The 14,840-nt window shown below is 61.0% G+C and carries 13 protein-coding genes; 5 read left to right on the top strand and 8 right to left on the bottom strand.

Annotated elements, in window-relative coordinates:
* Window positions 1–20 precede the first annotated feature (20 nt).
* On the bottom strand, window positions 21–1,373 hold the full coding sequence (locus tag ACP15O_RS14890) for a S1C family serine protease (RefSeq protein ID WP_425096912.1): 1,353 nt from the start codon (window positions 1,371–1,373) through the stop codon (window positions 21–23).
* A gap of 156 nt (window positions 1,374–1,529) precedes the next feature.
* Here ACP15O_RS14890 and ACP15O_RS14885 point away from each other — a divergent pair, with 156 nt between their 5' ends.
* From ACP15O_RS14885 to purU, 4 genes are all read left to right on the top strand, one after another.
* Window positions 1,530–2,189: a hypothetical protein gene (locus ACP15O_RS14885; RefSeq protein WP_425096911.1), complete on the top strand. Its 660-nt coding sequence runs from the start codon at window positions 1,530–1,532 to the stop codon at window positions 2,187–2,189.
* 10 nt (window positions 2,190–2,199) lie between these two features.
* Window positions 2,200–4,314 (top strand): caspase family protein, encoded by a 2,115-nt coding sequence (locus tag ACP15O_RS14880; RefSeq protein WP_425096910.1) that lies wholly within the window; start codon window positions 2,200–2,202, stop codon window positions 4,312–4,314.
* 146 nt (window positions 4,315–4,460) lie between these two features.
* Window positions 4,461–4,871: a hypothetical protein gene (locus ACP15O_RS14875; RefSeq protein WP_425096909.1), complete on the top strand. Its 411-nt coding sequence runs from the start codon at window positions 4,461–4,463 to the stop codon at window positions 4,869–4,871.
* A gap of 281 nt (window positions 4,872–5,152) precedes the next feature.
* Complete coding sequence (gene purU / locus ACP15O_RS14870) at window positions 5,153–6,037, top strand: formyltetrahydrofolate deformylase (protein ID WP_425096908.1); 885 nt, start codon at window positions 5,153–5,155, stop codon at window positions 6,035–6,037.
* A 116-nt stretch (window positions 6,038–6,153) separates the two neighbouring features.
* On the opposite strand, the gene ACP15O_RS14865 is transcribed toward purU, so the two are convergent.
* The 7 genes from ACP15O_RS14865 to ACP15O_RS14835 form a co-directional block, all read right to left on the bottom strand.
* A complete protein-coding gene (locus ACP15O_RS14865; RefSeq protein ID WP_425096907.1) occupies window positions 6,154–7,305 on the bottom strand; it encodes an acyl-CoA dehydrogenase family protein in 1,152 nt (383 codons plus the stop codon).
* A gap of 82 nt (window positions 7,306–7,387) precedes the next feature.
* On the bottom strand, window positions 7,388–8,554 hold the full coding sequence (locus tag ACP15O_RS14860) for an ABC transporter substrate-binding protein (protein WP_425096906.1): 1,167 nt from the start codon (window positions 8,552–8,554) through the stop codon (window positions 7,388–7,390).
* A gap of 60 nt (window positions 8,555–8,614) precedes the next feature.
* Window positions 8,615–10,462 (bottom strand): AMP-dependent synthetase/ligase, encoded by a 1,848-nt coding sequence (locus ACP15O_RS14855; protein ID WP_425096905.1) that lies wholly within the window; start codon window positions 10,460–10,462, stop codon window positions 8,615–8,617.
* A gap of 4 nt (window positions 10,463–10,466) precedes the next feature.
* Window positions 10,467–11,234, bottom strand: coding sequence for an ABC transporter ATP-binding protein (locus ACP15O_RS14850; RefSeq protein ID WP_425096904.1), 768 nt, complete (start codon window positions 11,232–11,234; stop codon window positions 10,467–10,469).
* On the bottom strand, window positions 11,231–12,001 hold the full coding sequence (locus ACP15O_RS14845) for an ABC transporter ATP-binding protein (RefSeq protein WP_425096903.1): 771 nt from the start codon (window positions 11,999–12,001) through the stop codon (window positions 11,231–11,233). The genes ACP15O_RS14850 and ACP15O_RS14845 overlap by 4 nt, the downstream gene beginning before the upstream one ends.
* Window positions 11,998–13,092 carry a branched-chain amino acid ABC transporter permease gene (locus tag ACP15O_RS14840; RefSeq protein ID WP_425096902.1) on the bottom strand — a complete coding sequence of 365 codons (1,095 nt, stop codon included), beginning with the start codon at window positions 13,090–13,092 and terminating at the stop codon, window positions 11,998–12,000. Before ACP15O_RS14840 ends, ACP15O_RS14845 begins: the two co-directional genes overlap by 4 nt.
* A gap of 4 nt (window positions 13,093–13,096) precedes the next feature.
* Window positions 13,097–13,972 carry a branched-chain amino acid ABC transporter permease gene (locus ACP15O_RS14835; protein WP_425096901.1) on the bottom strand — a complete coding sequence of 292 codons (876 nt, stop codon included), beginning with the start codon at window positions 13,970–13,972 and terminating at the stop codon, window positions 13,097–13,099.
* Window positions 13,973–14,178: 206 nt separating this feature from the next.
* Between ACP15O_RS14835 and ACP15O_RS14830 the strand changes: the two genes are divergently transcribed.
* Entirely contained in the window at window positions 14,179–14,832 is a 654-nt protein-coding gene (locus tag ACP15O_RS14830) for a TetR/AcrR family transcriptional regulator (RefSeq protein WP_425096900.1), read from the top strand.
* The last annotated feature ends 8 nt before the right edge of the window (window positions 14,833–14,840 follow it).

The raw sequence follows: 14,840 nt of genomic DNA, 5'->3' as shown, positions 1-14,840 counted from the left end.
TGGTGCTCCTTATGCACAGATCAGAAGATTACGACCACGGGGTCAAGGACATTCGCGCCCCCCACGATCCGCGTTTTCGACCCGTTGGTCCACGGATCCACCGTCACATGCAGGGTGCGCCCGTCGGGACGCTGCACCAGCAACAGCACCGGCCGCGAGATTTTCAGCGTTTTCAGCAGCTCAGCCGTGGCCGGTTTGCCGTTCACCGACACGATGGTGTCTCCGACATCCAGGCCGGCCAGAAAGGCAGGGCTGGCGGGGCTGATCACCTCGACAGTGGTGCCGTCCTGGGCCAGTTGCAGCCCCAGACGCGCCAGATCATAGGCCCGGATGATCGCAATCGAGCGCGAGGCCCCATCGTCCCCCAGCGACACCGATTGGATATGCAGGCTCAATGTCAGCGTCACCGGCGCACCGTTGCGCAGCACGGTCAGCGGCAGGGTGTCGCCTTGGCGTGTCTCCAGGGCAAAGGCCAGATCGCCGGGTTTCAGAATCGGCCGATCCCCCGCAGAGACCAGCACATCGCCGGCTTTTAGCCCGGCACGCGCGCCCAGACTGGCGGGATTCACATTGTCGACAAGCAGGCCCTTGCCCGGCTCCAGCCCCAGCGCGGCGGCGATCCGGCGGTCCACGGGGCGCATGGTCAGGCCCATATCCGGCACAGGGGGCAGATCTCCGGCGATGGCGCGCTCGATCAGAGCTGCGGGAATGGCATAGGAAATCCCCACGAACAGGCGCGAACCATCGGCAATCCGCGCGTTGATCCCAAGAATGCGGCCCTGATCATCCAAAAGCGGCCCCCCCGAGCTGCCCGGATTGATCGCCGCGTCATGCTGAATATAGCGCACCGGCACCGAGGCCAGCACCTGCCGCGCCGCCGCCGACACGATCCCGCGCGTCACGGTCGAGGCCGCTTGCAACGGCGCCCCCACGGCATAGATCTCTTGCCCGACCGAGGGCAGGGCCGCAACGGGCTCCAGCCCCGGACCGAACACAGCGCCCGGCAATTCGATCACCGCAATGTCACGTTTGTCATCGCGCCAGATCACCTGGGCAACCACGCTGCGCCCGTCCGAATGCTGCAAAACCACGCGGGCGTTGCGCTTCACCACATGCGCATTGGTCACGGCCAGCCGCCCGTCGCGCCACAAAACGGCCGAGCCCAGGAACTTCTCATCCCCGTCATCGGTGTAGACAACCAAGGTGGCGCGCAGCGCTCTGTCCAGCCCCGAGGCCGCCTGCGCGCGCTCTGCAATCGCCGTGACCAGCGTCAGGCACAGCGCCAGAATGGGCAGCAGCCGCAGCACGGGCGGGCGCAGGGGGCGAGCGCTGAAAACACGTTGCGCGGGGATGGTACGAATGGTCTGGGTCATGGTAACCCTCCTTCTTGTTCCGGTCCCTTTCTGGGTAGCAACGCGGCCTTGCGAACTCACATGACAAGTCCGTTCATGTGCAAATTGGGGCCAGAAAAGTTTTGAATTGCAGCGCCGGGGCACGCATTATCCCCCCATTCAACGCCGGAGATTTGCATGTTTTCAAAGTCCCTTCGCCTTGCCTTTTGCCTGACAGCCGCCTCGCTATTGCCGATGTCATTGCCGTTTCCCGCGCAGGCCCAAACGCCGCTGCAAACCGCCGAAATCTCGGCGCAGCTTTTTCTGTCGGGGGTAGAATCCGAGGATCCGATCCTGATTGTCGCGGCGGCCAAACTGCGCAAATCCCTGCATTTTCAGCAAACCGACCGCGCCCCGATTTCCGCCGCAGAAGTGCCGCCGGAACCCCCCGCAGAGACTGCCCCGCTCGGTTGGCACGCAATGCTGGACGTCGCCGCGGAACTGGCTGCCGGGGATGACGCGCTGCTGGGAATCATCGACGACATCCGCGCCGAAAACACCAAAGGCGTGGCCACGGGCCAGGTCTATTCGATCACCTCGATCCGCGCGGGGGGCACCGACACCTATCCGCCCCTGCCCTACACGGGCGGCGAATATGCCGAAGTCTATGTCGAGGGCCAGGCCGCCACCGATCTGAACCTATATGTGCAGGACGCAAAGGGCCGGCTGGTCTGTTCAGACACCGATATCAGCGCGATCGCCTATTGCGGCTGGCGCCCGGCCACCACCGAAGGCTTTACCATCATCGTCAAGAACAAGGGCACCGCTGCCTCTCCTTATTCGCTGATCACCAACTAAGGACACCACCATGCGATTGCTGCGCACCACTGCCCTGACCGGAATGCTGGCGCTGGCCGGGCTGTCTGCTCAGGCCCGCGACAACCACGCCCTGCTGATCGGAGCCTCAACCTATCCGGCCCTGCACGAACGGTTCTGGCTGCGTGGGCCGGCCAATGACATAGAGCTGGTCTCGACCTATCTGCAATCCAATCCGGTGGCGCAATTCGCCCCTGAAAACATCACCGTGCTGGCCGATGGAGTCGCGGGGGGCACGCCTCCGACGCTACAGGCGATCCGCGATGGGTTTGCGCATCTGGCCGCCACGGTGCAGCCAGGAGATTTCGTGTATCTGCACTTCTCGGGGCATGGTTCGCAGGCGCCGGCGCTGGACCCGGCCACCGAAACCGATGGTCTGGACGAGCTGTTCCTGCCCGTCGATATCGGCCCCTGGCAGGATACGGTCGGCACCGTTCAGAACGCGCTGGTGGATGATGAAATCGGGCAGATGCTGACCGCGATCCGGGCCAGGGGCGCCGATGTCTGGGTGGTGTTTGACAGCTGCCATTCAGGCACCGCCACCCGCGCCGCCCCCGGAATAGAGGGCGAAACCCGCGAACGCAAACTGGGGCCTGCCGCCCTGGGCATCCCCGCCGATGCGATGGCCGCCGCCGAAGGGGCCAGCCGCGCTCTGCCCTCGCCCCGCGACATTCCCGACAGCGCCGTGGAATTGCCCGCCGCAGCCGGGGAAATGGGCCGTCTGATTGCCTTTTACGCGGCGCAAACCACTGAAACAACACCAGAAAAAAACATGCCCAAAGGCAAGGCCGGGCGCCGTTTGCAAGGGGTGTTCACCTATACTCTGTTCGAAACGCTGGCCGAGCGTCCGGGCATCACCTATCGCCAGTTGGGCGACGAAGTGCTGCGCAAATACACGGCGCTGAACCTGGCGCGCGCGACCCCTCTGTTCGAAGGAAATCTGGACGATCCGGTCTTTGGCACCGGGGCGGCGGGCCGGATTCTGCAATGGCCCGCCGCCCGCAAAAAGGATCGCCTGACGATCCCCGCTGGCCGTTTGCATGGGCTAAGCGAGGGCGAAGAGGTGATCCTTCTGGCCTCGCCCGCCGATCTGGATGAGGCCGCCCTGGCCAGCTATGAAATCACCGGGCTGGATACGTTTTCGGCCACGCTGACCCCCAAAACCGAGGGGCCCGCGCAATTGCCCAAGGGGGCGGTGATCCGAAAAATATCCAATAATGTTGATATGTCTCTTTCGGTAGCACTGCCGCAGCCCGGCAGCGCCCCGGCGCAGGCCCTGCAAGAGGCGCTGAACTGGGCGCGGCAGAACGCCCGCATCGGCCCTCGTCTGCGGTTCGTCCCCGCCGGAGAAGAGGCCGACCTGCGCCTGGCCGTGATTCCGGACAGCCCCAGGCCGGATGCGCTCTGGTTCCTGCCTGCATCCGGAATAGTCGAGGAAGATCAATACGATACGCTTTTCTCTATCTCGACAGCCGATAAGGACGCGCAGCAGCTGGGCACTGTACTGTCCGACAATCTGTCCCACATGGGCAAGGCATTGAATCTGATGAAAATGGGCGCGGCGACTGGCGGTAAAACGATCGATATTTCAGCCGACCTGACCCGCGCGAAATTCGACACAGACTCCGAGGAAATCTATGCTCATGAAACCGTCCAGAGCGCCATCGTCCACCGAATGGTGCCCAATGACGTCATCGGCCTGGAGCTGACAAACCCCAATTCCGACCCGGTGGATTTCAATATTCTCTATGTTGGTGCGCAATATTCGATCACCTTCATGGGCAATGGGCGATTGCACCCCGGAGACACGCTGAAAGAGGATTTCGTGCTGGTGACGGACGACAGCTTTGGCCGGGATCGCCTGCTGGTCATTGTTTCGGCCGCCGATAAGCAATCCGCCGTCGAGGATCTGTCCTTTCTGGATCAGCCCCCGCTCGAACGCACCCGCGAAATTGGCCAGGCCGCGCGCGGCTTGCGCGGATTGCTGGATGAGGCCGGGTTTGGCGTCAGCACACGCGCGGCGGTCAGCCTGTCCAGCCGCAAAACCAAGGCCAAACCCGCCCCCGTGATCCTGCAATTCGAAATCGACACGGTTCCAGCGGACTAAGCCAGCCCCCAATAGGAAATCCCGAACGCGGCCCCGCAAGAGGCCGCGTTTTTCTTGGCCCCCGCGCTTTGTGACAGCTTTCGTCATTTGAGCCCCGCGCCGCCAGAGTCTAAGCTTATATCATGTTGAAACAAAGGTACTTTTTCATGACCAAATCATTTCCCCTTTCCGTTTTGGTCCCTGCCTTGTCGGCCGCTGCTGCGACTGTCCCCGTTGCGGTCTGGCTGGATTTCAACGTGACTGGCGGGCAGGGGGTGAGTGCCCTGCCCGCCCTTTTCCCAGCCTTGTCGGCCGCCGCACTGGCGCTGCGGTTTGCCAGATCGGCGCAACACGCGGCGGCTCTGTCTTGCGGGATTGCCACCGTAGCGTGGCACGTTCTTTGCTGGTTTGCGGCGCTGACCCAGCCGCAAATGGGCGGTTTCCCTGCCGCTCTGGCCCGTGCCCTCTTTGAATTGCTGTACACTGCCTCGCCCGCCCTGCTGGTCGGGTTGGCGGGGGGCACGGCCGCCCTGGGTCTGATGATGTCCGTTTCTCCGGTTCGGGGACGCCAAGACTAATCCCCATCTGTCCTGTCCCCGAGGCATCATCCAGACCGGCCCGCCCTGCCCCCGGCTGCGGCGGGCCGGTTTGCGCGCCCCATCCCGCCATGTTCCCTGAACACCGCAAACCCGCGTTGCCGGAAAATAAGCGTCAAACGTCGCCTTTCGGAAACCTGGTCCGCCCTTTTTTCCACACCCCCCGCATTTTCGCCCAAAACAGTCGCAATCAAGGCATTGCCCCCCGAATGCGCTGCCGTATACCGCTGGAAAGATATGACTTCTGACCAGGGATGACCTTGATGCACAGCTTTGCTCTGACCGTGAAATGCAAATCCACCCGAGGCGTCGTGGCCGCCATCGCCGCCTTTCTGTCAAAGCAGGGCTGCAACATTTCGGATTCGGCCCAGTATGATGATTTCGAGACCGGCAACTTTTTCATGCGGATCAGCTTCCGGTCGGAAACAGGCGCCAGCATCGACAGCCTGACCGAGGCCTTTGCGCAAACCGCCCAGGCGTTCGAAATGGCCTTTGCCTTCCATGACGAAAGCCAGAAGATGAAGGTCATCCTGATGGTCTCGCGTTTTGGTCATTGCCTGAACGATCTGCTGTATCGCTGGCGGATCGGCGCGCTGCCGATCGACATCGTGGGCGTGATCTCGAACCATATGGAATATCAGAAGGTCGTGGTGAACCACGATATTCCCTTCCATTACATCAAGGTCACAAAGGACAACAAAGCCCAGGCCGAAGCCCAGCAAATGGCCATCATCGAAGACAGCGGCGCCGAGCTGGTGGTGCTGGCGCGCTACATGCAGGTGCTTTCGGATGAAATGTGCCAGAAGATGTCGGGGCGGATCATCAATATCCACCACTCGTTCCTGCCCTCGTTCAAAGGGGCGAACCCCTATAAACAGGCCTATCAGCGCGGCGTGAAACTGATCGGAGCGACCGCGCATTATGTGACGGCAGATCTGGACGAAGGCCCGATCATCGAGCAAGACACCGTGCGCGTGACCCATGCCCAATCGCCCGAGGATTACGTCAGCCTGGGCCGCGATGTCGAAGCCTCGGTCCTGGCGCGCGCCGTGCACGCCCATATTCACCACCGCGCTTTCCTCAATGGTAATAAAACAGTGGTGTTCCCGGCCTCGCCCGGTTCTTACGCCTCCGAGCGCATGGGCTGACGCAGGCGATGGAATCTGAGTATTTTCAGAGCAAAGAAAGGGGGCGCCAAAAGGGGCGCAGCCCCGTCTCCGAGGCCGCAGGCCGAGATATCCTGTGCGCGCGCAGCGCGCCCCGCTTAGTTACGGCTTCTTTCATCCAGGCCAAGGCCCCGGCCGATGATTTCGCGCATGATCTCCGAGGTGCCCGCATAGATGCGGCTGATGCGGGCGTCGCTGTAGAGGCGAGAGATTTCGTATTCTTCCATATACCCCGCGCCGCCGTGCAGTTGAACACATTCATCGACCACGCGGCCTTCGACTTCTGAGGTGAAGAGTTTCGCCTCGGCGGCCATTTCCGCGGACAGCGCGCCGCTTAGATGTTCGCGTACGCAGTGATCTGTCAGCGCCCAGCCGGCATCCAGTTCGGTGCGCATCGAAGCCATTTTGAACCGTGAGTTCTGAAACGTGCCGATCGGCTGGCCAAAGGCGCGGCGGTTCTGAATATAGTCCATCGTGATATTGAAGGCGTGCTCTGCCCGCGCCATGAACCCCAGCGCGCCGATGATGCGTTCTTCGGCCAGGTTCATCATCATCGCCTTGAAGCCTTTGTGCGGATCGCCCAGCACGTTTTGCTTGGGCACTTTCACGTCATCGAAGAACAGCTCGGCCGTGTCCTGCGAGCGCAGGCCCATTTTCTTCAGGTTTCGGCCACGGGAAACCCCCTGCATCCCGTCCTCGACCAGGAACAGCCCGATCTGGTGGCCTGCGCCGGTGCGGGCGGCCACGACGATCAGCCCCGCCAGAATCCCATTTGAGATATAGGTTTTCGAGCCATTCAGCAGCCAGTGATCGCCCATATCCACCGCGCGGGTTTTCACGCCGCCCAGGTCCGATCCGGTGCCCGGTTCCGTCATGGCGATAGCCAGAACGGTGTCGCCCGATACCACGCCGGGCAAGAAGCGTTTCTTTTGCTCTGGGGTGCCCAGTTTGTGCAGATACGGCCCCACGATCCGGTTATGCAGCGCGATGAAAAAACCCGGCTCGCGCGGGTTAATTTCCTCGGCCAGGATCATGTCATAGCGGAAATCGTCCAGACCCAGGCCGCCGTATTCTTCATCCGCATACATGCACAAGAACCCCTGCGCGCCGGCCTTTTTCCAGACCTCGGCGCTGACGCAGCCGTCTGCGCGCCAGGTCTGGCCATGGGGGAAGACCTCGGTTTCGGCCCATTTGCGGACGGATTGGCGGAAAATCTCGTGTTCTTCGTCATAGATCGTTCGTTTCAGCACGGGGGCACCTCCGGTCTGAGCACAGGCATTCGATTGTCGGGAAAAGCAGTGCGGGGCGGTCTGCGCCGCCCCGCCAGGACCGTCACTTGAGGGTCTTCATCAGTTTCCAGCTGCCATTTTCCACAGCCGAGATGAAGATCTCGGTGGCGGCGACATGGTTGTCAGCGGACATGTTGACGTTATTCCCGGCAACCTCGTCGGCGAATTGCAGGGTTTCCATCGCCGCGATAAAGCTTTCGCGGGTCAGATCAGGGCCTGCGGCCTCAAAGCCGGCCACGATCAGTTCAGCCGCCGAACGGCCCAGCAGAGCGCCGGTGCCGGGGAATTTCTCGCCGGTGGCATCGGTGTAGGATTTCACCCATTTGGCGACGGTCGGGTTGCCCATGCGGGCCTCCAGATCCTGCCAGCCTGCTGCGGCATAGACACCGCCCATCACGCCCTGAGCCGCCAGCCCCTTGGCCACAACGGTATGGAACCCCGCATTGCTGAGCAGGAAATCCACGTCGATCCCCAGCTTATTGGCCGTCGCGACGACGTTGATCGTCTGGCTAACGCCCAGGGCCAGGCCCACGGTGTTACAGCCAGCTGCCTTCACCTTACCCAGCGCGCCGGTGAAATCGGTCTCATCGGGTTTATGCTGGGTTTCGATGCCAAAGCTGGCCCCCGAGGCGGCCACGCCTTCCTTTACGGCCATCTCGATTTCCTTGCCAAAATCAGTGGGCAGATACATCAGGCAGAAGGTTTTCACCCCCATATCCGTGGCCATGTATTCCGTGCCGGCCTTGACCGCATCATAGTAAGAGGCCGTGCCCGCAAATTTCCACGGGGCGGGCGGGTTCACCATCTGACGCGCCGAGGTCAGCGGGCTGACATTCGGGATGCCTTTGGGCTCCAGCAGTTTGAACATGGCGATGTTGGTGGGCGTGCCCAGGTTCAGCAGCATGGCGAACACCTTATCGCGGTTCACCAATTTGTTAGCGGCCTGAACAGCCTTGGGCACCTGATAGCCGTGGTCTTCGACGATATAGGTGATTTTGCGGCCATGGACGCCGCCCGCCGCGTTCACCTCATCGAAATAGAGCTGCGCCGCTTTCACCGCAGGCACCGAGAAGGGCGCGAAAATGCCTGACAGGTCATGCGCGCCGCCCAGTTTGATTTCGGTGTCGCTGACACCGTCTTCGGCCATCGCGGGGGCGCCAAGCCCCAGGGACAGCGCCGCAACAGCGGCAAGGGTCTTGAATGCTTTCATTGGTTTATTCCTCCCATTGGTACATTTAGGTTCTGGCCGCGCCCCTCCTCAAAGGCGCGATCAGTACATGCTTTCGATCAAGCCGGCGTGACGCGTGTTCACGTAGTTCCGCTTGAGCTTCATGGTGGGGGTCAGTTCTTCGTCCTCGGCTGTCAGCAGGATGTCGATCAGACGGAAATCCTTGATCTGTTCCACCTGGGCGAAGTCCTTGTTGGTCTCGCTTACGACCTGACCGATCAGGTCCACCACCTCCTTTGCCCGCGTCAGCGACGCGAAGTCTGCATAAGGAATTTGACGCTCTTGTGCGAACCTTTCAACATTTTCCTGATCAATCATGATCAGGCATGTCAGATACTTGCGCGCGTCCCCGATCACCACCGCATCCGACACATAGGGCGAGAACTTCAGTTTGCTTTCGATCTCAGCGGGGGTGATGTTTTTGCCGCCGGCGGTGATGATGATGTCCTTCATCCGGCCGGTGATCGTCAGGTTGCCCTCGTTATCCAGGCGGCCCACGTCGCCGGTGCGCAGCCAGCCATCCTCGGTCATGGTTTCGGCGGTTTTTTCGGGCTTGTTCCAATACCCACCAAAGACCGCCGGGCCGCCCACCAGGATTTCCCCTTCGGGCGAGATCTTGATCTGTGTGCCGGGGGTGGCCTGCCCCACCGTGCTGATCTTATTATGCGCCAGCGTGTTGACCGTGGCCACGCCTGAGGTTTCGGTCATCCCGAAGCCCTCCAGCAGGTGCACGCCGATGGCCTCGAACCAGCGCAGCAGATCGGGCGAGATGGGCGCCGCCCCGGTGGTGCAGCGCCGCGTGCGTTGCAGGCCAACCAATTGGCGCAGGTTCCGCAGCACCAGAAGATCGGCCAGGAACAGGTTCAGCTTAGCGCCGGGGGACAGGTGTTTGCCTTCTTCCTTGGCCAGGGCTTTCTTCATGCCCGCTGCGATGGCCCAGTCAAACGCCTTGCGCCCGACCCAGCCTGCCTCGGACCGCATGATGCTGATCCGGCTATAGACCTTTTCCCAGATCCGCGGCACCCCGGTAAAGGAATGCGGGCTGACCTCGCGCAGGTTGTCGAACACCGTTTCGGGGCTTTCGGCAAAGTTCACCTTGCAGCCCGCAAAGATCGGGAATTCCACGGAAATCAGACGTTCCAACACGTGACACAGCGGCAAGAAACACAGCAGCTCGTCCGTTTGTTCAAATTCGATCGTCTGCTCGCCCGCGAACATCTGAAAGACAACATTGCGATGCGTGATGATCGCCCCTTTGGGCGGCCCCGTGGTGCCCGAGGTATAGATCAGCATCCGCGGATCTTCGGGTTTGGATTTCTCCAGCTCTTGCACAAAGCGTTTGGGATGCGCCTTGGCCTCGGCCTCGCCCATCTCCATCAGCTCGTCCCAGAACATCACCATCGGATCGCTGAAAGTCGCCAGCCCGTCGCGGTCAAAGACGATGACCTTTTTCAGGCCTGGCATCTGGTCGCGGACCTCAAGGAATTTATCCAGCTGTTCGTCATTTTCCACGAACAGGAACGGCGCGCCGGAATCGTTGACCAGATAGGCCAGCTGGCTGGCGGCATCGGTGGTATAGACCCCCGAGGGAATGCCCCCCACCGCCGCAACGCCCAGATCCACATACAGCCATTCGCGCCGGTCCTCGGACAGGATCTGCACGGGCTGACCGCGCTCCAGCCCCATGGCCAGCAGCCCCAGCGCCGCATTGCGCGCACCGTTGAAATAGTCCGTCCAGCTGTAGGATTGCCAGACGCCCAGTTCCTTTTCACGGTGGGCGGTTTTGCTGCCCAGTTCATGGCAGCGCTTGGCCCACAGTTTTACCACAGTGTCGCAACCATCCATGGTGATCGGCGCGTCGGCCGGGATGATCATATCGGTGTTCATCATCGCGTTACCTCCACGTCTTACGCCGTTTCCAGCGCTTCTGACCGCGCTGGGATTCTTCCTGACGACCCAGGTAGAACTCCTGGATATCGTCCGAGGCGCGCAGCTCTTCGCAGCTGCCCGCCATCACGATCCGGCCCATTTCCAGAACATAGCCCTGATGCGCCGTGTGCAGCGCGACATTGGCATTCTGTTCAACCAGCAGCATCGTGACCTTCTGTTCGGCATTCAGACGTTTGATGATGGTAAAGATTTCCTGCGTCAGCAGGGGTGACAGACCCAAAGAGGGCTCGTCCAGCAGCATCAGTTTGGGCTTGGCCATCAGGCCGCGCCCGATCGCCAGCATCTGCTGCTGCCCCCCCGATAAGAACCCCGCGGACTGATTGCGCCGCTCCTTGAGGATCGGGAAATATTCATAGACCAGAGCAATATCGTCGCGCAGATCCACGCCTTTGCGGGCATAGGCGCCCATTTTCAGGTTTTCCTCGATGGTCAGATAGGGGAAGACCTCGCGCCCTTCGGGGACGTGGGCCAGGCCCATGCGGACGATCTGATCGGGCTGTTTGCCGACGATGTCCACGCCGTTGAATTCGATGTTGCCCTTTTCGGGGTCCATCAACCCGCTGATCGTCTTCATCAGAGTGGTTTTGCCCGCACCGTTGGCGCCCAGGATGGTGACGATCTCGCCCTCGTTCACCTCAAGCGAGACCCCGCGCAGCGCCATGATCGCGCCATAGAAGGTTTCCACATTGCGGATGTCCAGAACCTTGGTCATGCGTCCACCTCCGTTCCCAGATAGGCCGCTTTGACCTGCGGATCCGATTGCACCTCGGACGGCAGGCCCATCGCCAGCGGCTGACCATTGGCCACAGCCAGCACCCGGTCGCTGACCTGCGTGACCAGCTTCATGTCATGTTCCACCATCAGCACGGTCAGCCCCATGTCGCGGCGCATGTCCTCGACCCAATAGGCGACCTCCTGGCTTTCTTCGACGGACAGGCCCGAGGCCGGCTCGTCCAGCAGGATCATCTTGGGGCCCATGGCCAGCGCGCGGCCGATTTCCACCACCTTGCGGACGCCATAAGGCAGCCCGGCGATCAGCTTTTCGCGGTAGGCTTCCAGCTCCAGAAACTCGATCACCTCTTCCACCTTTTGCCGGTGGCCACGTTCCTCGCGGCGGCATTTGGGCACGAACCACATGTCTTGCAGCCAGTTGGTGCCGCGATGAGTGTGCCGCCCCATCAGCAGGTTATCCAGAACGGTCGAGTGGTCGAACAGCTCGATATTCTGGAAGGTCCGCGCGATGCCCAGTTGGCCGATATCATGCGCCGACATGTGGGTGATGTCCTTGCCATCGAACTTGATCGTGCCGCGGGTCGGTTTGTAGAACCGCGAGATCAGGTTGAAGATGGTGGATTTCCCCGCGCCGTTCGGCCCGATGATCGAGAAGACCTCGCCTTCCTCGACCGTAAAGCTGACCCCGTCCACGGCTTTCACGCCGCCGAAATGGATGGCCAGATCGTCTACTTCTAGCAGGCTCATTTCATCCGCTCCGTTTTCAGATAGGTTTTCTGGCGGCGGAACATGTCACGACGCGCCAGCGGAAACAGCTGGAACCAGGCTCGGATCTTCAGCCAGCGCCCATAAAGGCCCGTTGGCTCGTAGATGATGAACGTCACCAGGATAATCGAGAAGATCAGCGTATCCAGACCGGGCATCGACAGATCAATCCCCGCGCTGGATTTCAGACCATCGCGCAAGATGGCAATCACCTGCGGCACGGCCGTGATCAGGATCGCCCCAAAGAACGCCCCCTGGATGAACCCCAGCCCCCCGATCGTCACCACAAGCAGCAGGTTGATCGAGATAAAGACCGAGAAGAGCTCGTAGTTGAAGAAGGCAATGAAATGCCCCATCAGCGCGCCCGCCAGCCCTGTCATCGCGCAGGACAGACCAAAGGCCAAAGACCGTGTGCGCGTGATGTTGATCCCCAGCGCGCGGGCCGAGACCTCGGAATCGCGCACGGCCAGGAAGCTGCGCCCGGTAGGGCTGCGCATCAGGTTGGCATAAAGCCAGGTCACCAGAACCACCACGGCCAGGCACAGCCAGTAGAAGTTATTCAGATTGGCATAGCGGTCAAAATCCACGCCCAGAATGGTGATCGAGGGCGCGAATATCCCGCCGACACCGCCGGTGATGGGCTCGGCCACGATGATCAGTTCCTCAACGATGACGAACAGCGCCAGCGTGGCGATGGCCAGATAGATGCCGGACATGCGCACCGCCGGAATGGCGACGATGGCGCCAAACACCCCGGCCGCGATCCCCGCCAGCGGAAAGGCAATCACCCACGGCACGCCGATATTCATCAGCGCCGCATCCGTATAGGCCCCAATCGCCAGAAAGGCCGCGTGTCCCAGGCTGGCCTGCCCGGTGTGCCCCACCAGCAGCATCAGCCCCATCCCCGCCAAAGACCAGATCAGCGTGTTGGTGATCTCGGCCAGGTAATATTCCCCGGCAAAGAACGGCAGCGCCGCCATAAAGGCCACCAGCAGGATGATTTTACCCCGCGCCCACCAATCCTCGTGCAGGTCGATGTCGTTGTCGTAACTTGTCTTGAAGATAACTTTCATTGGCTCAGACCTTCTTGGCGTAGATCTGGGCAAACAGTCCGTTCGGACGTGTGACCAGCACGGCTAGCATGATGATATAGGGGCTCATCTGGCTGAAACCCGCAGGCAGGTATCGGGCCGCGATGGGCTCGACCACACCGATCAGGATCCCGCCCAGCAGTGCCCCCGGCAGGCTGCCGAAACCGCCGATGACCGCGGCCGCAAAGGCTTTGATCCCCAGCAGGCCGATATTCGGGTCAATCGCCCCTTTCGAGGCATAAAGAACCCCGGCAATCGTCGAAACACCCCCCGACAGCGCCCAGATCATCGAGTTCACCCGATGCACCGGCACCCCCACGATATAGGCAGCCATCTGGTTCTGCGAGGCCGCCTGCGCGGCCAGCCCCAGCTTGGTGAACTGAAAAAACGCCCACAGCGCCAGCGTCAGCAGGGCCGTGACAATGATCGTGGTGATGTCCTCATAGCCGATGATGATCCCGCCGATATTCAGCGTGTTGCCGGCAAAGGGGGTTTCCAGCACCAGCGGCGTGAAACCCCAGATCGAACCGGCGACAAAGCGGAACACGAATCCCATCGCGATCGTCAGAATAACCAGCGCAAAATGCGGCTGACCAAAGATCTTTCGCACTACGAAACGGTCCACGCCATAGCCGACGCCGCCCATGACGAAAGCCGCCAGAATGATGCCAGGCACAAAGGGCAAGGCCCCGTAATCGGAATTGACCAGGCCCAGGGCCACAAAGGCCCCCAGCATCATCATATCCCCCTGGGCAAAGTTCACACCCTCGGTTGCCTTGTAAATCAGGACGAACCCCAGGGCCACCAGCCCATAGATACACCCCGAGGCAATGCCTCCGATGATCAGCTGAATCAGTTCCATTGGACCCTCCGTTTCTCAGCACGATTCTCCCAGATCGAAGCTGCAATACGGACGGTCAGAAGCGCCCGGCGCATAGCCGGGAATGGCCCCATCTGAGGGCCACTCATACACGCATCCATTCTGTCTCCTCCCATGACCGATGAACGCTATTGACTTCAAATAAACACACGTGTTCAAATTGTGTCAACAGTGATCATGGACTGGATATGAAAACCGTCAATGCCCGCATCCTGCACGCCGCATTGCGGCTATTTGCCGAAAAAGGTTCCCGGCAGATCGCAATCAGCGATCTGGCCAAAGAGGCAGGCCTGTCACGCGGAACTATCTACAATAACATCGAAAATCCCGACGATCTGTTCAGCATCCTGTGCGATCTGATGTATCTGGAACTGCGCCAGACCGCGCGGGCCACCGATACGGATGTGACCGACCCGGCCGCCCGTCTGGCCCTGATCCTGCGTAAGATCATCCGCCGCGTGCACGAGGAGCGCGACTGGGGCCTGTTCATCGCGCAATTCGGCATGATTGACCCGCGGCTGGGGAAATTCTGGGGCAAAATGCCCAACCAGCTGCTGCGTCAGGGGCTGGACAGCGGGCGGTTTCACTATCGCGAGGCGCAGATACACTCGATTACCGCGCTGGGAGGCGGCGCGGTGATGGGCGCGACGGCTCTGGTGCTGGGGGGGATCATGACCTGGCGCAAATCCGGCAGTGACACGGCTGAACTGATGCTGCGCTCGGTCGGAATCGAGGCCGAAGAGGCCCGAACGCTTTCGACCATCCCATTTGATCCCCTGCCCCGTCTGGATTTTTCCAAAGTGCAGTTAGAGGGCACAATTCGCGAGGGCATCTTAGGTTAATGATGTCA

The sequence above is a fragment of the Youngimonas ophiurae (nom. illeg.) genome (assembly GCF_049803795.1).
GTDB lineage: Bacteria > Pseudomonadota > Alphaproteobacteria > Rhodobacterales > Rhodobacteraceae > Thalassobius.
Note: the sequence above shows the minus strand (reverse complement) of the source record. Positions and strands in the feature narration are given on the sequence as shown.